The organism is Chryseolinea sp. H1M3-3, from assembly GCF_029360725.1.
In the GTDB taxonomy this organism is placed as follows: domain Bacteria; phylum Bacteroidota; class Bacteroidia; order Cytophagales; family Cyclobacteriaceae; genus Chryseolinea.
The window spans coordinates 291,267-315,979 of the sequence record NZ_JARKMY010000014.1 but is presented as its reverse complement, the minus strand read 5'-3'; the positions used below and the strand labels follow the sequence as shown (position 1 = coordinate 315,979).

14 protein-coding genes are annotated in these 24,713 nt (G+C 41.1%); 9 read left to right on the top strand and 5 right to left on the bottom strand.

Annotated features, from left to right (window positions below; translation table 11 throughout):
- Positions 1 to 12: 12 nt before the first annotated feature.
- From P2W71_RS22520 to P2W71_RS22495, 6 genes are all read left to right on the top strand, one after another.
- Complete coding sequence (locus P2W71_RS22520; RefSeq protein WP_276373657.1) at positions 13 to 1,275, top strand: amidohydrolase/deacetylase family metallohydrolase; 1,263 nt, start codon at positions 13 to 15, stop codon at positions 1,273 to 1,275.
- A gap of 52 nt (positions 1,276 to 1,327) precedes the next feature.
- The gene (locus P2W71_RS22515) at positions 1,328 to 2,542 is read left to right on the top strand and encodes a DUF5009 domain-containing protein (RefSeq protein WP_276373656.1); all 1,215 of its coding nucleotides are present in this window, start codon (positions 1,328 to 1,330) and stop codon (positions 2,540 to 2,542) included.
- 13 nt (positions 2,543 to 2,555) lie between these two features.
- Positions 2,556 to 3,521, top strand: a complete 966-nt coding sequence (locus P2W71_RS22510; protein ID WP_276373655.1) for a glycosyl hydrolase family 18 protein — start codon at positions 2,556 to 2,558, stop codon at positions 3,519 to 3,521.
- A 203-nt stretch (positions 3,522 to 3,724) separates the two neighbouring features.
- Positions 3,725 to 5,119: an exodeoxyribonuclease VII large subunit gene (gene xseA / locus P2W71_RS22505; protein ID WP_276373654.1), complete on the top strand. Its 1,395-nt coding sequence runs from the start codon at positions 3,725 to 3,727 to the stop codon at positions 5,117 to 5,119.
- A 3-nt stretch (positions 5,120 to 5,122) separates the two neighbouring features.
- Positions 5,123 to 5,332 carry an exodeoxyribonuclease VII small subunit gene (gene xseB, locus P2W71_RS22500; protein ID WP_276373653.1) on the top strand — a complete coding sequence of 70 codons (210 nt, stop codon included), beginning with the start codon at positions 5,123 to 5,125 and terminating at the stop codon, positions 5,330 to 5,332.
- A gap of 262 nt (positions 5,333 to 5,594) precedes the next feature.
- Positions 5,595 to 7,592 carry a tetratricopeptide repeat-containing sensor histidine kinase gene (locus tag P2W71_RS22495; RefSeq protein ID WP_276373652.1) on the top strand — a complete coding sequence of 666 codons (1,998 nt, stop codon included), beginning with the start codon at positions 5,595 to 5,597 and terminating at the stop codon, positions 7,590 to 7,592.
- Positions 7,593 to 8,216: 624 nt separating this feature from the next.
- Here the strand turns inward: P2W71_RS22495 and P2W71_RS22490 are convergent.
- From P2W71_RS22490 to P2W71_RS22475, 4 genes are all read right to left on the bottom strand, one after another.
- Positions 8,217 to 8,447: a hypothetical protein gene (locus P2W71_RS22490; protein ID WP_276373651.1), complete on the bottom strand. Its 231-nt coding sequence runs from the start codon at positions 8,445 to 8,447 to the stop codon at positions 8,217 to 8,219.
- Positions 8,448 to 8,627: 180 nt separating this feature from the next.
- Positions 8,628 to 9,443, bottom strand: a complete 816-nt coding sequence (locus P2W71_RS22485; RefSeq protein ID WP_276373650.1) for an alpha/beta hydrolase — start codon at positions 9,441 to 9,443, stop codon at positions 8,628 to 8,630.
- An 80-nt stretch (positions 9,444 to 9,523) separates the two neighbouring features.
- Positions 9,524 to 13,702: a two-component regulator propeller domain-containing protein gene (locus P2W71_RS22480; RefSeq protein ID WP_276373649.1), complete on the bottom strand. Its 4,179-nt coding sequence runs from the start codon at positions 13,700 to 13,702 to the stop codon at positions 9,524 to 9,526.
- Between the two features lie 264 nt (positions 13,703 to 13,966).
- Positions 13,967 to 18,295 (bottom strand): two-component regulator propeller domain-containing protein, encoded by a 4,329-nt coding sequence (locus P2W71_RS22475; RefSeq protein WP_276373648.1) that lies wholly within the window; start codon positions 18,293 to 18,295, stop codon positions 13,967 to 13,969.
- 556 nt (positions 18,296 to 18,851) lie between these two features.
- Here P2W71_RS22475 and P2W71_RS22470 point away from each other — a divergent pair.
- On the top strand, positions 18,852 to 19,298 hold the full coding sequence (locus P2W71_RS22470) for a hypothetical protein (RefSeq protein WP_276373647.1): 447 nt from the start codon (positions 18,852 to 18,854) through the stop codon (positions 19,296 to 19,298).
- Positions 19,299 to 19,321: 23 nt separating this feature from the next.
- Here the strand turns inward: P2W71_RS22470 and P2W71_RS22465 are convergent, their stop codons facing one another.
- A complete protein-coding gene (locus P2W71_RS22465) occupies positions 19,322 to 20,557 on the bottom strand; it encodes an ectonucleotide pyrophosphatase/phosphodiesterase (protein ID WP_276373646.1) in 1,236 nt (411 codons plus the stop codon).
- Between the two features lie 521 nt (positions 20,558 to 21,078).
- Here P2W71_RS22465 and P2W71_RS22460 point away from each other — a divergent pair.
- A complete protein-coding gene (locus tag P2W71_RS22460) occupies positions 21,079 to 23,487 on the top strand; it encodes a TonB-dependent receptor (protein WP_276373645.1) in 2,409 nt (802 codons plus the stop codon).
- Between the two features lie 11 nt (positions 23,488 to 23,498).
- Entirely contained in the window at positions 23,499 to 24,692 is a 1,194-nt protein-coding gene (locus P2W71_RS22455; RefSeq protein WP_276373644.1) for a PepSY-associated TM helix domain-containing protein, read from the top strand.
- Positions 24,693 to 24,713: the final 21 nt, after the last annotated feature.

Genomic DNA, 24,713 nt, shown 5'->3' with positions numbered 1-24,713 from the left:
AAACTTAAAGCAATGCATTCAAAATTTAAATGGTTAATCCTTTTGACTTTGGTATTTACTGTGGTGGCCGGTAAATCCCAGGAATATACGCTGATAATTAAAGGCGGACACGTTATCGATTTGAAGAATAACATCAATGAAATAATGGACGTGGCAATCCTGGAAAATAAGATTGTCAGTGTTGCCAAAAATATAGATGCAAAAAAAGCGGCGCAGGTCATTGATGCAAAAGGTTTATATGTTACTCCTGGAATTATTGATATACATTCTCACAACTTTTTCGGGACAGAGCCCGACCATTACCTCGGTAATGGATTGGAAGCACTTCCACCAGACGGGTTTACTTTTCGTAGCGGCGTAACCACCGTAGTTGACGCAGGTGGAGCGGGATGGAAAACTTTTAGCGCTTTTAAAACACAGACAATCGATCACGCAAAAACAAGAGTGCTCTCATTTTTAAACATCGTAGGCGAGGGGATGCGTGGCGGCCCCTATGAACAGAACCTAAGCGATATGGATGCAAAAATGACGGCCATGGTCGTAAAACAACACAAGGAAATTGTTGGTATTAAAGTAGCACATTATATGGGTGGGGAATGGGATCCCGTCGACCGCGCTGTTCAGGCCGGTAACATTGCAAATGTACCGGTGATGATAGATTTTGGCGGACATCTTCCACCCCTTCCTATTCGTGAGTTGTTTACTAAACACCTTCGGCCAGGTGATATCTTTACCCATACTTTTGCGCAACTACCAAGCCGGCAGCCTATTGTTGATGAACAAGGAAAGATTTTACCATTTGTGGTAGAAGCTCAGAAGAATGGAATTGTATTCGATGTTGGTCATGGCGGCGGAAGTTTTCGTTTCTCTCAGGCAATTCCTGCTCTGAAAAGCGGCTTCATTCCCAACACGATAAGCACCGACATTCACACGGGTAGCATGAACGGAGGTATGAAGGATCAACTCAACGTTATGTCAAAGTTTCTAAACATGGGTATGACCTTACAGCAAGTGATTGCGGCTTCCACATGGCACCCAGCGCAGGTTATTCACCGGGAAGACCTCGGCAATCTTTCGCCTGGAACAGAAGCAGATGTAGCTGTATTTTCCTTACTGAAAGGTAAATTTGGTTATGTTGATTCCGGGGGATTTAGTATGCAGGGAAATCAGAAGCTGCAGTGTGAACTCACCGTTCGTGAGGGTAAAGTAGTGTATGATCTAAACGGAATTTCGCGGCCTGACTGGGATGCTGAATTTTCAACCAAAACGAAATGATTGCACGGTTGCACGGGTCCCTTAACCGGTGCCAACAACTATACTCTTGATAATGAAAGACCCCGCAATCTTGTCACCAACGGCAGCTACCGCGAAAGTACATATCACTTCGATTGATATTCTGCGCGCGCTCACCATGATCCTCATGATTTTTGTGAACGATTTGTGGTCGTTGAAAAATATACCGGCATGGCTGGGGCATGTTGAACAGGGTGTGGATGGTATTGGATTAGCAGATGTAGTATTCCCCGCGTTTTTGTTTATCGTCGGTCTGTCCTTACCTTATGCCATCACTAACCGAAGAAAAAAAGGAGACACTGATTGGCAACTCGTCAAGCACGTTTTGCTTCGAACAATAGCGTTGCTCGTGATGGGTGTGTTTCTGGTTAATGGCGAAAGCATAAACGCCGCGGCCACTGGTATGGTGCGACCGTTGTGGAATGCGATCTGCTGCATCTGTTTTATCGCGATATGGAATACATACCCCAAAACGCTAAACCAAATTCTGATCTATAGCTTAAAAGGTGTTGCTATAGCTACTTTGGTTTTTCTGGCAATGATTTATCGCGGTGGACCTGATAATGCCATCGGCTATTTTGGACCGCAATGGTGGGGCATTTTGGGACTGATTGGTTGGGCTTACCTGGCAAGTGGACTCATTACCGTCTTCAGCAAAAATAATTTTCTCGTCGTGGTGGCGGCATGGATTTTTTTTGCGGCATTAAGCATGTTATATCACAGCGGAAATGTGCCGGAAGTATTTCATTTTATTCCAAACGCAATCTTAGGAGGTACGCTTGCGGGACTTACTATGGGAGGCGTTGTAACTTCGTTAATCTTTCAGTACTTCAGATCTAAGAACGATAACAAAATTCTGACTGTCGTTTTTATAGCCATATCCATTTTATTAATAATTCTCTCCATTATCGTACGGCCGTACTGGGGCTTAGCTAAATTGGGAGCGACACCTGCGTGGCTTTTTTTATGTAGCGCTTTCACAATTTTAGCATTTACAGTCATTTACTGGACCGCCGATGTTTATAAAAAAGCAAGTTGGTTTAATATTATCAGACCTGCGGGTACGGATACGTTACTTTGTTATCTTATCCCTTATTTCGCATACGGGTTTACGAGATTAGTTGGATTCCACCTTCCGGAGGTTTTGCTCACCGGTATGGTGGGTTTAATTAAGTCTCTTCTGTTTGCTGTCCTATGTGCCCTCATCACTGGCGGGCTGATACGTGCAGGAATTCGTCTTAAATTATAGAATAATATTATCCATGAAAATCAAGCCGGTATTATTTGTTTCCCTTTGTTTTCTTTGGTCAATCAATATTCTTGGTCAGTCCAAAGAGCCCGGATTCAAAATTGTTGGCTATTATTCAATCAATGCCGCAATGTCTGATGTCGACAAATCTACCTTAAAGAAACTCACCCATGTAAACTTGTGGTTTTTAAATCCAGACTCACTTGGCAATTTTGTTCGCGATCTATCCGGCCTTACGCCTTTTATTGAAGCAGCGCATCGTAGAGACGTAAAAGTTTTATTTTCGATTGGTGGTGGAAGCAAGCAACCGCAATACCACTGGCTCCTAAAAGATGAAAACAGGCCAACGTTAATCAGGAATTTGGTGAGCGAGGTAATCAAATATAACATTGATGGTATTGATGTTGATCTCGAGGGCAGCGATATTGATACCTATTATGAGCCGTTTGTTGTTGAACTAGCCACCGCTTTACGCGCGCATCATAAATTAATCACCGCCGCCATAGCAATTTATTATAAGGATCAATTTACCGACCGTGCATTGGCACAATACGATTTTGTAAATGTGATGAGTTATGACCGAACCGGCCCCTGGCGACCGGATAAGCCAGGACCTCATGCCACATACGAACATGCTGTGGAGGACCTTGAATACTTTGGAACTGAAAGGAAGATACCTAAGGATAAGATGACCTTGGGAGTTCCATTTTATGGCTATGGATACGGACCTGCGCTTTCATCGGAAGCCATCAGTATGAGCTACGGAAAAATTGTGGAATCCTTTCCGGGATCCGAATTTGTTGATCAATGGACCATGCCCGATGGAAAGATTATTTATTATAACGGATTGCCTACTATCAAAAGAAAGACCTTGTTGGCAAAGGACAAAGCATCGGGCGTGATGATTTGGCAGGTTTTAGGAGATGCGCCAAAATCGAAATCCCTGCTTAAAGCAATCCACCGCGAGGCAAGTAAGTAAAAATTTTTTTTGCTTTGATCCCGAACCTTTTACGTCAAAGGCAATTAATCATGGTAGTGGTTATCATGAAAAACTGAATTTTTTCTCTTTGTTGCACACCTGGGCTAAAGAAGTTTTTCATTAGGGCGTTATAAATTTGCTGATATCCGAAAAAATGAGATTATTGGAGCCTGCCGCAAGGCAGTTACAAGGAAAGACATAAAATGCCTGCTACAATAAACGATAAGAAAGTTTTTTCCCTGATAGAAGTTACTTTAAGTATTCAAAAGACGATTGCTGAGCGATATAAGAATTCGTTTTGGGTGATGGCCGAAATGAACAAGCTCAATTATTATTCGCATTCAGGTCATTGTTATCCCGAGTTAGTGGAGAAGCGGGAGGGAAAAGTGATCGCTCAGCTGAAATCCAATTTATGGAAAAGCGATTTTGAGAGAGTTAACAACAACTTTCTGAAGGTTTTAAAAGAGCCTTTAAAAGATGGTATCAAAATTCTCTTTTGTGCATCCATAAGTTTCGATCCATCACATGGCCTGAGCCTTCGTATTCTGGATATAGACCCTAGCTTTTCCCTTGGGGAACTGGAACGTGAAAAACAGGATACGTTAGCGCAACTCAAGAAGGAAGGTATTTTTAATGCCAACAAATCATTAAACCTTCCTCTTCTACCTCAAAGAATGGCAATCATTTCTGTTGAGACAAGTAAAGGATATTCTGATTTTCTGAAAATAATCGATCATAATCCTTGGGGATACAAATTTTTTAAACACCTGTTTCCGTCGTTGCTTCAGGGTGAGAAGTCTGTTGCTTCTATTTGTAATCAGTTAAAGCAAATCAGAAAAGTTGTTCATCATTTTGATGTCGTAGCAATTATCAGGGGCGGCGGGGGAGACGTCGGGTTATCGTCATACAATGATTTTGAGCTCGCTAAAGCGATCGCCCTTTTTCCCATACCGGTTCTCACGGGCATAGGTCATTCAACGAATGAAACAGTAGCAGAAATGGTTTCTTTTAAGAATGCGATAACACCTACCGAACTAGCCGATTTTTTAATTCAAAAATTTCATCACTTTTCGAATCCTATAAAACGCGGGGAAGAAATTATAGTAGAGCGAGCCAGGCGTGTGTTAAGAGATGAGAAAACAAAGTTTCAAAATATGATCAGGTATTTTCGGTCGGCGACCAATGCAGGACTAATGAAAAGCCGTGTTGAAATCCGAAGCCAGTCGGAATCCCTTTTACAAAACTCGAAATTTCTCATCAGAAAAAACGAGGGTTTACTGAAGTGGTCGATGGTCGGACTTGAAAAGAACGTTAATTCTCAGGTGGGTGCATGTAAAAAACAACTCAATGAGTTGATAATTGAAACCAAACAAATAACAGTAATCCAATTAAGTAAGCAAAAGGACAATTTACTTCGCGTTGAAAAACAAGTTGCTATCCTGGATCCTGTAAACATACTAAGGCGCGGATTTTCTATTACGTTATACAACGGTGTGGCCCTAAGAAGCAGTAAAGAAGTTCAAGCTGGTGATAAGATTACAACAATTGTGACAGACGGTGAAATTATAAGCGAGGTAAAGAGTTCTAAACCGGAATAGAATATGAATGAAACAACGAACTATCGGGAAGCATTTGAAGAACTTCAACTTATCGTTACTGAAATCGAAAATGGTGAGATTTCTGTGGACGAGCTGTCGGAAAAGGTTAAACGCGCAACACAGCTCATACGCATTTGCAAGCTGAAACTGTCATCCACAGAAGAGGATGTGAACCGCATCTTGAAGGACCTGGAGGCCGCTGGCAGTGACTAAAACCGACGCAACGATTAGGTTAAGCAATTGTTGTTACTACGTCAATTATTCCAGTCAAACAATCAAATTTAGCGGTGAATATCTACCATCCAACCTAGGTATCCATTTCAACTCATACCTATTTTTTATCGGCCTGATTTTGGATTGTAATAGCCATACCGTTTGAATAATCTAATGTTTGCTCGTAGGCCACAGACGGAAGAGAAAGAAAACGACTTATTATCATCCATTAATTTCGGAATTTTTGCAAAAATAGTTTTTGATGTCGCCTGTTGTGAAGTTGCTTGCAGCTGTTATCTTAATTTATTTTCCTCTGCTCACCTTGGCCATCCAAGAAGTGAATCCCGAAGTTGCGTGGTATGAAAATTTCTTCGAAAACAACAACAAAGGTACAGTTGAAAGAAATATAAAAGAAATTACTACTCGTCTAAACCAGGCTACAAAAGCAAAAAATGCTGAACGACAAGCCAGAGCGCTGAAAGAACTTGCCCTCACACATTTAACACAAACGAACGATTATGAAGTGGCAATGGACTTGTTAATTCAATGTCTTGCTATTGAGGATTCGCTCGATCTCCAGGAGCAAAGAATTTTTACATACCTGGCCATGGCTCAGGTTTTTGAAGAAGTTGGAAATTATGACAAAAGCGAGCAACTGATAGCGCAAGCGTTATCTTTTAACGAAGCCACAAAGAATCCACACATCGAGGTTTTGATTCTAAATAAACTTGGGCAAATCAAAGCTTCGTCTGGTAAAATGCTTGAAGCCTTCAGAAACTATGAGCAAGTGCTTGAGTATAAAAATATCATCAATAATCCCAAGGCAGAGGCTCAAGCGTTGTTTAACATCGCCGACATTTATAGCAAGCAAGGAATTTACAATCGTTCGTTGCAAACCCACAGAAGCGCGCTGGCGATTCGCAGGGTGTTGAAAGATAAATCAAGAGAAGCAATTAGCCTTAACGAGATTGGTGAGTTGTATCGAAGAATGAGAAATGATGGCCGGGCATTGGCCAATCATAGACTTGCATTAAAAATCAGGCAAAACTTAAATGATAAACGGGGCATGGCCGAATCGTTTAATAATATTGGACTCTTGTATTATCAACAAAAAAAATATGTTAGTGCCATTGCAAGTCTTAACGCTGGATTAAAGGCCGCGCTAGAATCCCAAACCTTAGAACAACAGCAAAAGAGTTATGACTTCTTAAGCTTAACACACAAAGAACTTGGAGAGTATGAAGAAGCATTAATGAAGCGCGAACAGTTTGTTGTCGTCAGTGATTTTATTCAGAATCAAAAAAATGATCAACGGCTATTAGAATCACAAAGCAGGTATGTTATTGATACCAAAGAATCTCAGATAGAAAGCTTGGAGGTGGATAGACAAAAACGAGAACAGCAACTGCACCGTCAAAAGAACCTCAGGAATTTTCTGATTAGCCTGATTGCATTGGGTTTAATAATTGTGGGCCTTATTCTCAAGTTGTATAAAGTCAAACAACGTTCTCATGCAAGATTGCAGGAGATCAATGAACGGGTAAATCATCAGAATTTGCAACTTCAGGAGTTAAATGCTACAAAGGACAAATTCTTTTCCATCATTGGTCATGATTTGAAAGGTCCACTCAATTCACTTACTTCTTTCTCCGGGCTTTTAATTAATCATACCGATAGCCTGTCAAAAGAAGAGATTCAAATGCTGGCCAAAGATTTTGACAAGTCTCTTAAAAACCTGCTGGCACTTTTAAATAACTTGTTGGAATGGTCAAGATCGCAAACAGGTAATATTGAATTTAAACCGGAGACCTTCGACATCACGTCACTACTCAAGGAAAACAAGGAATTACTTTGTGCTCAGGCTCAAATTAAGAAAATCAGTTTTCTGGAAGATTTTAATGGTAAAGTTCTTGTTACAGCACATAAACATTCACTGAATACGGTTGTGCGCAATTTAATTTCTAACTCAATTAAATTTACGACGGAAGGTGGATTGATTAAACTCGGCGTAAAACAAAATCAGAGTCATGTACTGGTAACTATAGCCGATACAGGCGTAGGTATGAGCCCGGAAGTAATTGATAAATTATTCCGCATTGATGCTAAGCACACAACGAAAGGGACTGCGGATGAAAAAGGCACGGGTCTTGGACTGATTTTATGCAAGGACTTTGTTGAGAAAAATGGTGGTAAGCTTTGGGTAGAAAGTGAGCCAGATAGGGGTTCAGTCTTTTATTTTTCCGTACCACTTACTAATTGAATGGGCTGCAATGATTGCATCTCCTTTCTCGGAAAGATGTAAGAAATTCATCAGCCTTCTTATTCGCTCCAGCTATCCTATAACAAAATCGCCGATGACTTTATTCTTTGTTATCTATGCCTGGTAGTGCACTTCTTAATCCTTTGCTGAACGCGAGATGTACATATTAGTGGCGGGCTGTTGAGAATTAAGTAGTTTCGTTCAGACAGTTTTTTATTGTAAGGGGCTTGCAGTTAGCCACTAGGTTATATCATGGGGAATATAAAGGGAGAAACCTTTGGTTAATCATCCGGTCATAGGCGATCACACGGTATAGAAGCCTTGACAACGTTAGCGAATGCTAGCTGCTTTCACACCATGCACAAAACTGGTTTAGCTATTGTATACCGTAATAAACTTTCTGTCAGAAAGCACAGATACAACTAAGGATGTGGTAATTTTAAGGCTATATTGTTGTGCTGCCCGAGTTCGGCCTACGTACGAAGTGTTCTGAAAAAGAGAATTAGCAATAAAGGAAAATGGCTTGCATTCACTTCGCAGCTTAAGCCGTTAACCTGCTGCTGAAGGAACACAAGCCACCTAATCTATGGATGTTATGATGCGATAAAAATTTAACCTATGAGATTAAGAAACACTCATTTTAAATTCCTGGGTTTTTAATGCATTGGATACTTTTTTCCTTGCACTAAACCTTACTCTGAAAACTTTTTCAATCATCGTCTTGGCGATCAGGATGAAAAATAATACGATGCCAAGTATTGCTGAGAAAAACGCAGAGAAAAATGATACGCCATTTTCTTCTAATCCTGCAGCTTCCATTTCTCCTTCCCAGACTTGATATTTAGCAGTGTTCATAACCTTTTTTGTTTCGTTGATATTATAAAAGTAGGGCATAGCCGAACCTAAACTGTAAGTGAATGACTGAATTACTAAAAATCAGGAATACCATGAGGAAGATCAGGGATTACCCTGATACCGCATCAGGGTGTAATGCAATTGAATGCTTTTACGCGCTAATTTCGCGGGTTTTACTTTTTAGCCTTTGGGTTTTAAACAATTGCTGATAAAGTCCTTCAACTTGTTTTCATATTCCTTCCTGTGCTTCGACTTGATGATTTTCGCATGATCAGCATCGTCAACCGTCCACAATTCAGTTAACACGTTGCTTTTGGCTTTAAATCGCGCGCCCATAGAAACCGGTGTATAGACATCATTCTCAGAATATATCAACAGCAGCGATTTAATACGCTTTAATTCGGAGATGCGATCTATCATCCTGACCTTTTTCGAATAGCGGGGCATCATCAGATATAACAATTTTAAAAAGCGATAGGGGAGAGGAAACCGAATCCAGAATTCATCCAACGTTGTAGGAATACTTTCCAGCATGGCATAATCATAAGCATGATTTTGGGTAAAAGTGATCGTGCTCCACTGCCCACCCATAGAGATACCGTGATAAAACAGCGGGACTGAAGGAAATTGTTGAACTGCGAAGTGTCCCACTGCCAGAATATCTTCAAAGTATGAAAAATTGCCGTGGGTGCTTTCACCAAAGCCGTTAAAGTCAAATACGAACACGTTGAGTCCACATTCTTGATATAATTGACCGTAGCCATGTTTTAAGAAGTACCCTTTAGCTTCTTTACCCATCGGATGCCCCAACACAATGGAACCTGCCGCTTCTGACCGGGCTGGCAACCATAGTCCTTTTATCAATCCACCAGAATTACTTTTTACGCTGAATGAATTCCATTGGTTCAGTTCGTCGGCAGGTAAGGGATTTTCCCAGCGAACCATGAACCGTCCAAAAAAAGGTGTTTTAGCAAGTTTAAAAAGAATTGGTTTCATCAACGTGAATTTTGCAAAGGTAGCAGAAGCAAAATACCCCGGCGATATATTCGACCGTCTTTTGCAACTACTCGCGCAATCTACTTACCCTGCCTTTGCAAAAGCAGCGCCCATTTTTTAAGAACTGTCACTAAGTCGTTTAAGCGAATAGGTTTACTGAGGTAATCGTCCATGCCGGCTTGTATGCAAGCCTCCCTATCCTCGTCCATTGCGTTGGCGGTCATAGCAATGATAACAGGATGTATATTCCTATTTTTTCTTATCTGACGTGTTGCCTCAAGCCCATCCATTTCTGGCATCTGAACATCCATGAGAATCATATCGTATGCGCGGTGTTCCATCTCCTGGACGGTTAAAATTCCATTTTCTGCAATCCTTGGTTTGTAACCTAATTTTTTCAATGCACGTAAAGCAAGTTTTTGATTGACGGGATTATCTTCCGCGATGAGTATATCCAATGGATACTTGTTTGCAAAGTCTTCATTAAGTGTGTTTTTCGAAGGCTCCTCAATGAGAGGTTTTTTAAGATCCGTTAACACATTGCTGACAGCATTAAAAAGTATTTTTTGTTTTACTGGCTTAGTTAAAATCTGGATAAACAAATGTTGATAGTGCTTGCGTTCCTCTTTCCCAATTGCGCTCAATAGTAGAACGGGAATTTCAGCTTTTGTTTTTGAGATTTCTTCCGCCAGGGCAATTCCATCCATAACCGGCATTTGTCTATCAGTAATAATAAGTTGAAAATCCGAATCTTCCGATAAGATTGCTAAAGCTTCATGCGCTGATCCTGCTACGGTAGGCCTACATGTCCATTCAAGAAATTGCGTGTATAGAATATCGAGATTGGTTTTGTTATCATCCACAATCAACACCCTTTTTCCTTCCATCCCTTGAGTGTTGAGTGGCATGGTATATCCATCTTTAATCCTGTTAGTTTTAATACTAAAAGTAAATGTTGCCCCTTTTCCGGGAACACTTTGAACAGAAATTGATCCGCCCATCAGCGCCACGAGTTTATCGCATATCACAAGTCCTAACCCTGTGCCACCGTACTTTCGCGTTGTAGATGAATCCACTTGTGAAAACGCTTTAAATAATTTGTTAACCTTTTCCGTGGGAATACCAATACCGGTATCTGTTATATCAAAAGCCAGTTCAATTAACTCGTCTTGTTGATCCTTAATTTTCACCCTTATAAACACTTCACCCTCTTTTGTGAATTTGATTGCATTTCCGACAAGGTTGATAAGTACTTGCTTTATTCGAAGCGCATCGCCCAGAATTTGAATTGGAACATCCGCGTCAATTTGATACAACAGATCAAGCCCTGCTGCAGCAGCTCTGCCGCCAAAAATGTCAAGCACTTCTTCTATGCAGCTCCGCAGTTCAAAGACTTGCGTGTCAAGCTCCATTTTACCAGATTCAATTTTTGAAAAATCCAATATATCGTTGATGATCGACAGCAAACTTTCTCCAGAAGTCCGGATCGTCTCTGCATACTCTTCTTGTTCGGGATCTAGTTTAGTTTCAAACAGAAGTGACGCCATGCCGATAACCCCATTCATTGGTGTTCGGATCTCATGACTCATAGTGGCGAGGAAAATACTTTTTGCTTGATTAGCACGTTCCGCTTCCTTTCGTGCAAGCTCTGCCATTTGTCGTTCTTTTTCTGCCTCTTCTCGTGCTCTGCGTTCCTTTTGCGTCGATCTTGCAAGCTGGGCCGTTCGTAAGTTCACTTGTTTAGTTAGTTCCAGTTCGCGTTTCTTAGTAATTGCGACTCGTATCCTATACCATGCGATAAAACAACTTATAATCAACGCACTGGTTAAGAATATAAACCACCACGTACGCCAAAATGGTGGCGTGATAATCAATTTGATAGAAGCTGTTTTGTCAGACCAATTTCCGTCGTTGGCCAGGCCCTTCACCTTAAATAAATACTCACCCGGGTCAAGATTTGTGTAAGTAGCGGAATGTTTAATGCCAATATCGTTCCAAGTCTTATCAAAACCTTCCAGCATATAGGCGTAACGTTTCCGATCTTCTAACACATAGTTGAGTGATGCGAACTCAAAAGAAATTACAGATTGGTCGTAGCTGATAATGATTTCATCGGATTCTGAAATATGTTTTGAAAGTACAGTTTCATCCTTATCGTCAGAAACGAATACAGGTTTATTGAAGATAGAGAATTGCGTAATTAAAAGCGGAGGTTCGTATGTGCGTTCCTTAATACTATCAGGAAAGAATTCATTAAACCCGTTGATGCCTCCAAAATACATGGCCCCAGTACGGCTTTTAAAACATGCTTGCCTAAATTCATTTGACTGCAACCCATCGGCTACAGTGTAATTTTTAAAAGTATTGGTTAGCGGCGAAAATCTCGAAATGCCCTTATTCGTACTAATCCACAAATTGCCTTTTGCATCGGACAGAATTCCTGCAATAGTATTGTGTGGAAGTCCGTCGCGCATTGTATATGTTTTAAATTTTCCTGTCTTAACATTCAGATAATTTAAACCGTCATCTGTGCCTATCCAAAGATTACCGCGATCGTCTTCATGAATGCACCCTACGTTGTTATTGCTGATGCTATTCACCGCGCTGTCGTGCTTGTAGTGCTTGAACTTTTTTGTTTTCTTATCAAATAAGTTTAGTCCGCCATGGAACGTTCCTATCCAAAGATTTCCCGCGCGATCTTCATACAGACAAACAATATTGTTACTGCTGATATTGCTGTTGAGATCATTAAAATGAGTAAAAGTGCCGGTGGAAGGATCGTATCGGTTCAATCCATACCCGTGCGCAGCAATCCACATAATTTTTTCTTTATCTTCGAGGATTGCCCATCCGTTATCTCCCAATATGCTGAGAGAATCTGACGGATCATGCTTGAAATGTTTAAAAGAATTTTTTTTAGGATTGAAAACCGTGACGCCATCCCCCCAGGTTCCAATCCAAATATTACCCTGGCTGTCTTGATTCACGCTCAAGGTATAGTTCCCCGAAATCGTTTTTGAATTATTTTCTTCGTGTTTAAAATGTTTGAAGATGCCTGATCGCCGGTCGTATAAATTGACCCCACCGCCGTCGGTTGCTATCCAGAGATTTGCCTCTGAGTCTTCAAAGATGCTGGATACGCTATTGTGAGATAAACTGTTCTTGTTGTCCGGGATATGCTTATGGTGCAAAAACTTATTAGCGTCAAAATTCGTATGGTTTACACCACCATTGTATGTACCAACCCATAACCCGGTGGTTGCGTCCATAAAAATGCAATTGATGGAACTACTGCTAAGGCTGGCGTTGTCAAATTCGCTGTGTTTATAATGTTTAAATATTTCAGTTGTTGTGTTGAAAAAATTGAGTCCTTCATTCTCTGTTGCAATCCAAAGGTTTCCGGAAGGATCTTCTGCAATTGAAAAAATATAGTTATCACTTAGACTATGGGGATTGTTATTTTGCTTTTGAAAATGTTTGAACTTTTTAGTCGACCGGTCTAGCTTATCGAGACCACCGCCAATAGTTCCAACCCACAGATTTTTTTCCTTGTCTTCATGAATGGAGGAAACGCTATTGTGGCTAAGAGAGTTTGGGTCATTGGAATCGTGACGAAATCCTATAAATTCTTTTTTTTCCTCATTAAGAACGTAAAGACCGTGGCTGTCTGTTCCAACCCACAAGATGTTGTTGCTGTCATGACGTAAACTTAAGATCGTATTGTCCCCTAAACCGCCCTTGCCCTCGGTAGCTGGAAAATGATAAAATTCTTTTTTCTCGGGATTAAATAACTCGAGGCCTAGATCATCAGTGCCCACCCAGATATTTCCTTTATCATCTTCCTCCAAGGTATTTATTAGCATACTGCTAATACTTTTCGAATTCTTTGGATCATTGGTGAAACGAATGAATTTTTCTTTTTGGCGGTCAAACATATTGAGCCCGCCCCCTAACGTTGCAATCCAAAGATTTCCCTTCGAGTCTTCTATAATGTCCCTGATGTAATCTGCGCTGATGCTGTTACGATTTTCTTCCTCATTCTTGTAAACCGTTATGGTATAGCCATCGTATTTATTAAGGCCATCACGTGTACCAAACCACATGAAACCACGACTGTCCTGCAAAATACATGTGATGTTGCTTTGCGATAGCCCTTCATTCAAGCCGATATGCTCAAATTTCAGATTTGATTGTTGGGGAAATGCAATGACCGGAAATATTTGAAGGATGGAAACCAGCAAATAACGACTGAAAATCATATTAGAATAATTTTACTCATATCCGTCGCCTTCAAAATTCAAATGCCTTTTCGAGAGATTTCGAACGAACGCAGGGGTTGCGCTCTAATTCACGTTAAAGATTATGCTATTCTGAAGAATTATATCGTGAATTGCCAGCGATAAAGAGCGCATGTAAGGTGCATTTGATCTTTCACAAAACAGTAATGTGGACTGTTAACTGTGTCTTCAGGATGACTGAAAATGGTGTCAAATAGGGTTTTTTGCAGATGAACGCGATAATTCCTATGGCATCCATTGGTCATTCTGGGTACTGCGCTTCTCCTTATTTCTCAAAAACACGGCCCATTTTTCCAGAATTCGCACCAATTCTTCCAGACGGATGGGTTTACTAATATAATCATCCATACCTGACTGGATACAAGCTTCCTTATCTTCCGCCATGGCATTTGCGGTCATCGCAATAATAATCGGTTGGGCAGTTTTACTCTGTCTCATCACACGTGTAGTCTCAAGACCATCCATCTCAGGCATCTGAACATCCATTAAGATAATGTCATATTGATGGTTTTGAAATTCTTCGAGTGTGCGGAGACCGTTTTCAGCAACTGCTGCACTGTAGCCCAATTTTGTAAGTGTGCGTAGTGCCAGCGTTTGGTTCACTGGATTATCCTCGGCAATCAATATCTTCAACGGAAATTGTCGTGCGAAATCTTCAGACAGCTTGGTTGACGTTTCAACGGCGATATTATTTCTAGCTAATTTTTTTAACACGCCAGCGATGGCATTTGATAATACCTTTTGCTTAACCGGTTTTGCTAATACTTGTGCGAATAAATGCCCATACTCGTTCCGTTGTTCATTGCCAATGGAGCTCAACAATATAATTGGTAGCTTATAATTCATGTCGCGTATCCTGGCGGCTAAACTGATGCCATCCATGTCAGGCATCTGCATATCCGTAATCACGAGGTCGTACATTCGGTCTTCCGAGAGCATATGCAAGGCTTCTGCAGCACTGCTAGCAAGGCACGGAACAAACTTCCATTGTATCAATTGTGTTTTTAAAATATTTCTATTCGTTCGGTTATCATCAATGACCAAAACCTTTTTGCCTTGTAGTCCGTCTGCGTTGAAATTTACATAATTGAGTACTGCATTTTTGCTTGGCAATACCTGTATGCTAAAAGTAAATGTAGTCCCTTGACCGGAAATGCTGTGAACAGATATCGATCCACCCATTAACGTCACAAGCTTTTCGCATATTACCAATCCGAGGCCCGTTCCTCCATATCTACGCGTGGTAGAAGAATCAACTTGGGAGAATGCTTTGAACAACCTATCAATTTTTTCCTGTGGTATGCCTATTCCTGTGTCACGTATCTCAAAGGAAAGTTCATATTTATCATGCTCGTGGCTTTTTACGCTGACACCCACATACACTTCTCCTGCTTTTGTAAACTTGATCGCGTTGCCGACCAGGTTTATAAGAACTTGTTTTATCCTTAGGGCGTCGCCCAGAATCATCGTTGGAACGTCATGATCGATTTGATAGAGTAGATCCAGGCCTGTTATGGCAGCCTTAGCTCCAAAAAGGTCGAGCACTTCTTCAATACATGAACGTAAATCCATGTCTTGTACATCGAGCTCCATTTTACCGGATTCAATCTTTGAAAAGTCCAGAATGTCATTAATGATGGACAACAAATTCTCGCCGGAATTTCGAATTGTTTCTGCGTACTCTTGCTGCTCCACGTCCAGTTTTGTTTCGGTTAGCAGGGAAGCCATGCCAATAACTCCGTTCATTGGCGTACGTATTTCATGACTCATCATCGCCAGGAAAACACTCTTGGCCTGATTCGCGCGCTCAGCTTCATGGCGCGCTTTCTCAGCGTCCTCTTTCTGATGTTCAAGTTCAACATTGATAGTCTGAAGGAATTCAGTTTGTGCCTGTAGCTGTTCGTTTAGCACCTTCATGTCGCCTGCTTGTAATTGCAGTCTTTCTTTTTGACGAATAACTTCTTCCGTACGCAACTGAACTTGGGTTTCCAATTCAAGTTTTTGCTTGTGTATAAGATAAACTCGGACACGTAAGAAATAAACTATTCCTCCAATAAGAAGAATTGCTCCTAGCGTTCTGAACCACCACGTTTTCCAGAACGGGGGAGTGATGGTGATTTTCAGTTCAGCAATTTGATCTGACCATGCTCCTTCGCTGTTCAATGACTTGACCTTGAAAGTGTAAGACCCGGGATCAAGGTTAGTGTAAGTTGCTGCGTGGTTTTCGTTCAGTATAGTCCAGTCGTTATCAAAACCTTCGAGTAGATACTGGTATGCCCTGCGTTGTGGATTAGAATAATTGAGCGAGGCGAATTGAACGGAGAAGACAGAATGTTGATAAGATAATGTTACCGCTTTCGCCTGCGAAATTGGTACGGATAAAATGCCATTAACAGTTGGGTCGGAAGATTTAAATACTGGTTTGTTAAAAATGTCGAACCCTGTAAAAACCAATGGCGGTATATAGGTTTTGGAGGTCATTCGTTCGGGATGAAATTCGCTAAAGCCGCTTTTTCCTCCGAAATACATTAATCCTGATTTACTTCGGCAGAATGCCTGACTAAGGTCGCCAGGTTGAAGACCATCTGCAGTTGTGTAGTTTTGAAAGCTCTTTGAGACTGGATCGAATTTTGAAACTCCTTTATTTGTACTTACCCATAACATTCCCTGATCATCCTCCAGAATACCCAATACTCCGTCAGCGGCAAGGCCATCTTTCGTGTCGTAAACGGTAAATTTTTCATTCTTTGAATTAAAAAAGTTTAAGCCATGATTTGTACCTATCCATAAATTGCCAAATCTGTCTTCGTGAATACTAATCACGCGATTATGACTTAAACTATTTTTCGATTGATCATGAACATACCGTTTAATTTTTTTTGTTTTTTTATCCAATCGATTTATCCCGCCACCATCTGTCGCCACCCAGATATATCCCTTACTATCTTCAGTAATAAAATAGATGGTATTAAGACTGACAGTTTCTGGATCATTTGATTTGAAAAGGTATTGTGAAAAATTTTCGGTTTCCGGATCGTATTCATAGAGCCCGCCGCCATATGTACCAATCCAAATTATACCTTCGCCGTCTTCAAAAATATCCCAAACGTTATTATTGGTTAGACCACCGGGATTTGAGGAATCATTGTTGTAATGCCGGTATGTATTTTTTTTCGGATTAAAGACTGTTATCCCATTGCCCCACGTCCCAGCCCAAATGTTTCCCTTTCTGTCTTCTGTTACAGTTATCACGTAATTTCCACAAATTGAATTTGGATTGCCAACCTCATTTTTTAAGTGTGTGAATTTTCTTGATTTTTTTTCATACTTATTCAAACCTCCACCATCCGTACCTATCCATAAATTTTCATCTTTATCTTCGTAGATGGCGAGCACCAGGTTGTTGCTAAGACTATTCGGCGATGAAGTGTGACGGTAATGTGTAAACTTGTTATCGGGGTTCACCAAATTGACACCACCATTGAAAGTACCTATCCACATGATCTCTTGTTTGTCTTTAAAGAGATAGTATAATGAATTATCATTGATGCTTTGCTGATCGATATCGTCATGCAGATAATTCCAAAAAGTATTATATGATGGATCGTAGATTGTTAATCCTCCATTTTCGGTACCTATCCATAGGTTTCCGTTGGGGCCTTCCTGGATATATTGTACTGCATTATGTGATAAGCTGTTGTTATTGTTTAGGGCATGAACGAAGTGCTGAAACTGTTCTTTGTCGGGTAGAAATAAATCGAAACCTGCTCCATAAGTACCAACCCACACTCGACCTGCTTTATCTTGTGTAATGACGCGAAGGTGATCACTCGCAATGGAGTTAGGATTATTGACGTCGTGTCTATAGTGTTTGAATATTCTGGTTTTGGGATTAAGTACATTTAGCCCACCATTTCCGGTAGCCACCCAGATATTTCCATTTTGGTCCTCATACAAGTGTCTTATTTCGTTGTCACTGATGCCGCTGGGATTATTCTCGTCGAAGACGAAACGTGTAATTTTTTTTGTTTTAACGTCCAAGAGGTTTAGTCCGCCATTGTTTGTGCCCGCCCAGATGTTACCTTCACGATCTTCCAGGACGCTGTAAACAAAATCATCTGAAATGGAGTTTTCGTTATTGACATCGTTACGATATTGAATGAAGTTTTCGGTTGTACGATCAAACATGTTTAATCCACCACCCCATGTAGCAATCCATATATTACCATGCCTGTCTTCAATGATCCGCCATAAATTATTATGACTTAGACTAGTGCTATCGTTGGGGATGTTTTTGTAGATCGTAAATTTATAGCCGTCATATTTATTTAAGCCGTCATGTGTTGAGAACCACATGATACCATCCTTGTCTTGCAGTATACCCTTAACGTGGCTGTGAGATAGCCCCTCACGAATGCCGATATTATCAAACTTAATATTGTTTTGAGAAAACGCTGGGCTGGACAGAACGAATAGAACCAGCAGCCCTTGAACGAGATATATTGGCGCCCTAATGTTTAAGAGTGATGATGTGTATGTGGATGTTGTTTTCATTCCCTTACGAGGCCAATTTGTTATTTGCATTTAAATGCTGTATACATTTCCTCAGTATATACACCAGGTACCTAATTTAAGGGTTTATCGATATAATCGTCGATCGCAGGATTCGATGCCAGTGGTATCGATAGAGTCTGCTTTATTTTATATCGATCAAATTTTTTCAAATTGCAATCGTTACAGGCACGAACGGATGCTATTCGGCGTTGTTGCGGATAGATAAAGTGGGGCTGAGATAAGCCATGCTCACTTGTTTGGTGTTTTAAATTGGGATTAGATTTCTGTGATATTGTATATGAGCATACGAGTATTCCAACCAGAATTGCCAACAAACTTATCATCAGTACTTATCTATTCTTTCCGAGCAAATTTGAATAAAAGCTAGAGGAGAAATTTTCACTACTTGCTATTATTCATACCTGGGAGATTTAAGTGAATTTTTTACTTATTCTTTTTTAAATTGTTCCGATTGTTGCCAGGAGTGGTGGGGGAGTACGAATTACCCGTATAACATATTGCAGGGTTTAACTGTTGATGAAAAAACTTATACCCGATGTTGTTTAAAATTGGAGTTGCAGGTGTGATTGGCACGGCAGTAATGACTGCTGTGATGTACAGCATCGCTTATTTAGCCAACGATCGATTTAAGGTGGTCAAAATTTTAGGCACCATGCTCACTTTTCAAACCACTACTGAAAAGGGTTTGTCTGATCAACCATCGGCCATTGTAGTTGGTATTATTGCTCACTACTTAGTAGGTATCGGATTTACCTTCGTTTATTTTTGGTTATGGACCAACAACTACGTTGGGGAAGACTTTTTTACGGCAAGCTGGTTAGGATTAATTAACGGAATCGTCGGAGCTATCGGATGGAGAATATTCATTGCTATTCATCCAAATCCTCCTCGCTTATCCCTTGCTCAATATTTGGTTGCCATTGTATTTGGACATGTCTTTTTCGCCTGTGGAATTCTGGCAACTTATAAGGCACTAAGTTAGTCACGACCCGCAGGTCAAACGATTTAACGTACGATAATGTCTTTTAACACGCGTGGGTCTCCGTCTACCACAGGCGTTGTCAGCCCCAGCAAGGAAGCAATAAATGGGTAGATGTGGATATTTTCAAACGCCGGAATTTTCTTTCCAGATTTAATATTAGGGCCCATTGCGTAAAAGATGCCTCGCATATTCTTTACGACTGACGCATCATATCCGTGCGCTCCAAAATATTTCCCCGTCTTGATAGAAGACAAAAATGATTTCTTCTCTTGAGTAACAATATAAAACCCTTGATTTGCTGTCATCAATATATCTCCAGCGCGCGTCGAGCTGTAATGCCAATGGCTTGGAAATTCGTCGGCGGTGTAAACGGAATATTTTTTTGATCCTGTTTTGAGCCGGCGATAGATTGAGTCAACTTTTGATTTATTATTAATATAAACATGAGCCTGAGTGCCACCGTTTGAAACTTTAATGGTAGTATCACTTCGATCAAGAATATCATCTAGAAAAATATAGGTTTCAGGATTTTCCGTTAATTCTTCCATGCCATGGTCGGAAACGATGATGATGTTCACCGGCAGTGGAATAGCTTCAATAGCTTTCCGGAGTTTGCCAACCATTTGATCGGCATGCAGCACGGCGTTTCGCGTTTCAGTTGACGAGGGCCCATAAGTATGCCCTTCATGATCAGGCGATGAAAAATAAAGTGTTATTAAATGGGGCCGTTCTTTTTCAGGAAGCTTTAACCAATTAATAACCTGTCGGACTCGGACCGTGTCTGGAATCGTGTCATCGTATGGATAATAATAATCCGGATGTAATCCGGGCTGCGGTAACTCAGAGCCTACCCAAAAAAATGATGCTGATTTTACTCCCTGTTCACGAGCCAATTTCCAGAGCGGTTTACCGCCATAGTAATATGGATCGGTTTTACGCGCCGTATTTTTCATTTCGTAAAATTCATTTCGATGAGGGTCGAAAAAATTATTGTCCACCAGACCATGATGACCTGCATACAATCCTGTTACAATACTGTAGTGATTCGGAAAAGTTTTACTTGGAAATACGGGGATTAGCGCTTCTGCCTGCGTACCGTTCATTCTAAATCGTTTGAAATGCGGCGCATTAAATTTGTCTACATAATCGTACCGGAAACCATCAAAAGATATCATAATAACGTAAGGGGTATCCGCTTTCTGGCAATATCCGGAGAGGGCAAGAACAAGTAAGCAGCAAGTTCGAATAGCATGTTTCATAACGGGGCGTAAGTATAAACGATTCAGACTGAAATTTTCAAACTTAAATGCGATTTCGCAAACCCATTTACCAATTCATTAACGGTTACCGCGATTTGTATACGCTCGATAAGGTAGTTAAGAATCGCCTTGACAAGCGATTGTGCCGCAGGGTGCTGCGACGATATTTTTGTCAGAATTCAATACACATAATTATTGATCATTTATGACCTCAGCATCGAAACAAACTCCTACGCATAAAAGCAATAGACCTTCTTCTTTTGATCTCATGAACCATAATAGATCAGGCTGCATGAACGTACCGCGCGGGGAAAAACGTAAAACATATCCGAACATCGTCTATCCTTTACGTGATAGCCGATTGGTCTTCCGATTAGCAAGTACCCGCCGTAAACCTTTCGAGGGTATTGGCCTACCCTCCAGAGGGTAGGTAATAATTAGCCTTTTAAAGCGATTGATGTGCGCATATACACATATATAACTTTGAACAATTTTAAAAATAAACTAACCATAGTATTCAAATGAAATGTTTTTATCTCAATAAACCGATACATAGATTCCTGGTGACAACCCTGTTAATAATGTTCACAACGCCGCTTTTGGCGCAGACAGGAAATATTACAGGCACTATCTCTACAGTAGACGGCAAGGGAGCCGAGTATGTAAATGTATCCATAAAAGACACCGGAAAAGGTGCCACTACAGATCATGAAGGAAAATTCGAAATATCCAACGTTTCTACGGGTACTCATGTATTACTGGCAAGTTCCATCGGATTTAATCCAATCGAAAAAGTGATTCAGGTACAAAGTGGCGTTACCACGCACGTAGACTTTGTTTTGCATGAAACTTCAGCACAATTATCCGAAGTCGTCATAGAAGGTAATCGCGATGGATACAAAGTGGACGCACCATCCTCTACGCTTCGCCTTCAATCACCACTGTTGGAGACGCCCCAGAATATTCAAATCGTTACTAAAGATATGTTGAAAGATCAGCAGGTGATTAGCATGAGTGATGGTTTGATACGCAATGTAAGCGGTGCAGTCAGACTCGAGCATTGGGGTGATCTTTATACCAACATAACAGCCCGGGGCTCTCAAATTCAGGCATTTAGAAACGGTTTTAATGTAGTAAATTCTTATTGGGGTCCGCTTACCGAAGACATGAGTTTTGTCGATCACATTGAATTTGTAAAAGGGCCTGCTGGGTTTATGCTGGCCAACGGTGACCCTAGTGGCTTGTATAATGTGGTTACAAAAAAACCTACAGGACAGACGAAAGGAGAGGTTACCTTTACTATTGGTAGCTTTGATCTCTACAGAACGGCGCTGGACTTGGATGGAAAACTCACTCAGAATGGGAAATTTTTATACAGGCTTAATGTATCAGCTCAGAATAAGAAATCGCATAGGGCTAACGAATTTAATAATAGATACGTTGTTGCGCCCGTATTGTCGTATCTACTTGATGAAAAAACCAAGCTTACGTTTGAATATACCTTCCAACGTGCAAAAATGAGCGATGTTGGATCCTTCTATGTGTTTTCTACCGATGGCTACGCCACACTTCCTCGTGATTTCACATCTTTACCAGCTGGTATGCCAGCAACCACAATCAATGACCACAGTTTCTTTTTAAATCTGCAACATGAGTTAAACAACGAATGGAAAGTAACGGCACAAGCATCTCGCTTTAACTATAGTCAACAAGGAAGTTCTTTATGGCCAGCAGCCGTAAATCCCGATGGTACCATGTTAAGAGCTACCAGTAGTTGGGATGCGAAAAGCAATATGAACATGGCGCAGCTTTTTGTCAATGGAAAAATTACTACTGGGATGATTTATCAAAGAATATTAGCAGGTATCGATGTTGCAAACAAGGAATACTTTGCAGACTGGGGTCAATATCACATGCTGGATTCTGCCGGCGCAGCTTTCGACACCAATGCTCCAGTGTATTCGACGCCGGTTAATGGATATCCCCAGTTCGATTTTTCTTCTCCACTTGAAGGACGGGCGCAGGCAGCCGGCGGGTTAATGGATCAACGGTACACTGCTGTTTATGTGCAGGATGAACTTGCATTTGCGCAGAACAAGGTCCGGCTTACGCTGGCCGGCCGTTATACCAACATAAAACAATCCGAATGGGGTGGAGAAGCTCAAAGTGCCAAGCATGTTACACCGCGCGTCGGCTTAAGTGTGTCCTTAAATAAGTTTACTTCAGCCTATGCGTTGTATGACCAGGCCTTTATTCCCCAGGCAGGACGACTTGCCAATGGAGATGATGTGCAGCCAATTACTGGAAACAATATAGAAGCTGGAATTAAAAGAGATTGGGCAGGAGGGAAGTGGAATTCTACCCTGTCTGTTTATCGGATACTTAAAAACAATGAGCTGGTAACCGATCCCAATAGTCCGCCTGCATCCGGTCTCAGCATAGAGCTAGGTCAAAAGCGGTCGCAGGGCGTAGAGTTTGATGTCAAAGGAACAATCATCGAGGGTCTCGGTATTATTGTTAACTATGCTTACACAGACTCACGTGTCGTGAAGGTCGCCGACGGTATTACGGATGTGGAAGAAGGCGACATCGTACCAGGATTCGCAAAGCATACTACTAACGCATGGTTAAATTATAAAATACAAGGAGGTGTATTTAAAGGAGTAGGTTTCTCGGCAGGCTTTACTTATTTATCGGAGAGAGAAACGTATTGGGATCCTTCGCCAGATCCGAATCAAAATCTTCCGGATTATTTCAAGCTTGATGCAGGAGCTTTTTGGGAAAGAAATAATATCCGCGTTACGCTCAATGTTTTTAATGTTCTGAATGAATACTTGTACAGCGGTTCTTATTATCCGTTCCTGAATGCCTATTACTGGCAGACAGACGCTCCGCGTAATGCGAGATTCAGTATTGGCTATAAATTTTAACGTAAAGTACGGTGACATTTAAAAAAACTATAAGCAGAATTCATCTTTGGATTGGTATATCGTCCGGGTTGGTGGTGTTCATCCTTGCCATCACGGGTTGCCTATATGCTTTTCAGGAAGAGATTCAAAACCTGACACAACCTTACCGGTTTGTAGAACATCGGGAAGCACCCGTTTTACCACCATCAAAATTAAAGGCTATTGCAGAAAAGGAGTTACCAGGAAAGCATATCCATGCTGTGCTTTATGCCAAGCCAGGGCATGCAGCCGAGGTGATATTTTACAGTGCAGAGCCGGAATACTATTATCTCGTCTACCTAAATCCATTCACGGGAGAGGTGTTGAAAGTTAAAGACGCTCAGGCAGGATTTTTTCCCTTTATACTCGATGGTCATTTTTATTTGTGGCTACCCCATGAAATCGGGCAACCCGTGGCTGCAACCGCTACGCTACTGTTCACGGTAATGTTGATTTCCGGTATCATCCTTTGGTGGCCCAAAAATAAAAACGCCACCAAACAAAGATTCTCGATTCGTTGGAATGCGCGGTGGCGCAGAAAAAATTACGACTTGCATAATGTACTCGGTTTCTATGCGTCCTGGGTGGCGATTATTTTAGCCGTTACCGGATTGGTGTGGGGATTTCAATGGTTTGCCGAGGGCTACCATAAACTTGCCGGTGGCGAAAAGTCCCTTATGTACGCTGAGCCCGAGTCGGACACAACGGTTCAAATAGCTACAGAACAAATTCCGGCAATAGACAGGATCTATGCTAAAATAAAATCTGAAACGCCGAGAAGCAGTGTTATTGAAGTGCACATTCCTGTGACGCCATCTTCAAGTATTGAAGTAAGCATCAATCCGGATGATGAAACTTACTGGCAAACAGATTACCGTTATTTTGACCAGTATACTTTGGCGGAACTTCCCGTACAGCATGTTTTTGGAAAATTGGAAAGTGCGACTTTTGCAGACCGTCTTATTCGAATGAATTATGATATTCATACCGGCGCTGTTCTGGGATTGCCCGGTAAGATGCTGGCTTTCTTCGCGAGTTTGATTGTAGCTTCACTACCCATTACAGGTTTTTATATCTGGTGGGGAAGAAAACGCAAAGAGAAAGAAAATCGGCTAGCTCAGATTGTGCTGACAAAAACTCATCGCAATCACCGGGTTCGATCAACGGTAGGAATAGGCGAAAATTGAAAGAGTCCTGTTTTGCAGGAC

Bases quoted from the DNA above. Each gene is read 5' to 3' on its own strand.
- P2W71_RS22495 (WP_276373652.1), top strand. From the start codon at position 5,595: ATGTCGCCTGTTGTGAAGTTGCTTGCAGCTGTTATCTTAATTTATTTT.
- P2W71_RS22520 (WP_276373657.1), top strand. From the start codon at position 13: ATGCATTCAAAATTTAAATGGTTAATCCTTTTGACTTTGGTATTTACT.
- P2W71_RS22490 (WP_276373651.1), bottom strand. From the start codon at position 8,447: ATGAACACTGCTAAATATCAAGTCTGGGAAGGAGAAATGGAAGCTGCA.
- P2W71_RS22480 (WP_276373649.1), bottom strand. From the start codon at position 13,702: ATGATTTTCAGTCGTTATTTGCTGGTTTCCATCCTTCAAATATTTCCG.
- P2W71_RS22510 (WP_276373655.1), top strand. From the start codon at position 2,556: ATGAAAATCAAGCCGGTATTATTTGTTTCCCTTTGTTTTCTTTGGTCA.
- P2W71_RS22460 (WP_276373645.1), top strand. From the start codon at position 21,079: ATGAAATGTTTTTATCTCAATAAACCGATACATAGATTCCTGGTGACA.
- xseB (WP_276373653.1), top strand. From the start codon at position 5,123: ATGAATGAAACAACGAACTATCGGGAAGCATTTGAAGAACTTCAACTT.
- xseA (WP_276373654.1), top strand. From the start codon at position 3,725: ATGCCTGCTACAATAAACGATAAGAAAGTTTTTTCCCTGATAGAAGTT.
- P2W71_RS22465 (WP_276373646.1), bottom strand. From the start codon at position 20,557: ATGAAACATGCTATTCGAACTTGCTGCTTACTTGTTCTTGCCCTCTCC.
- P2W71_RS22475 (WP_276373648.1), bottom strand. From the start codon at position 18,295: ATGAAAACAACATCCACATACACATCATCACTCTTAAACATTAGGGCG.
- P2W71_RS22515 (WP_276373656.1), top strand. From the start codon at position 1,328: ATGAAAGACCCCGCAATCTTGTCACCAACGGCAGCTACCGCGAAAGTA.
- P2W71_RS22470 (WP_276373647.1), top strand. From the start codon at position 18,852: ATGTTGTTTAAAATTGGAGTTGCAGGTGTGATTGGCACGGCAGTAATG.
- P2W71_RS22485 (WP_276373650.1), bottom strand. From the start codon at position 9,443: ATGAAACCAATTCTTTTTAAACTTGCTAAAACACCTTTTTTTGGACGG.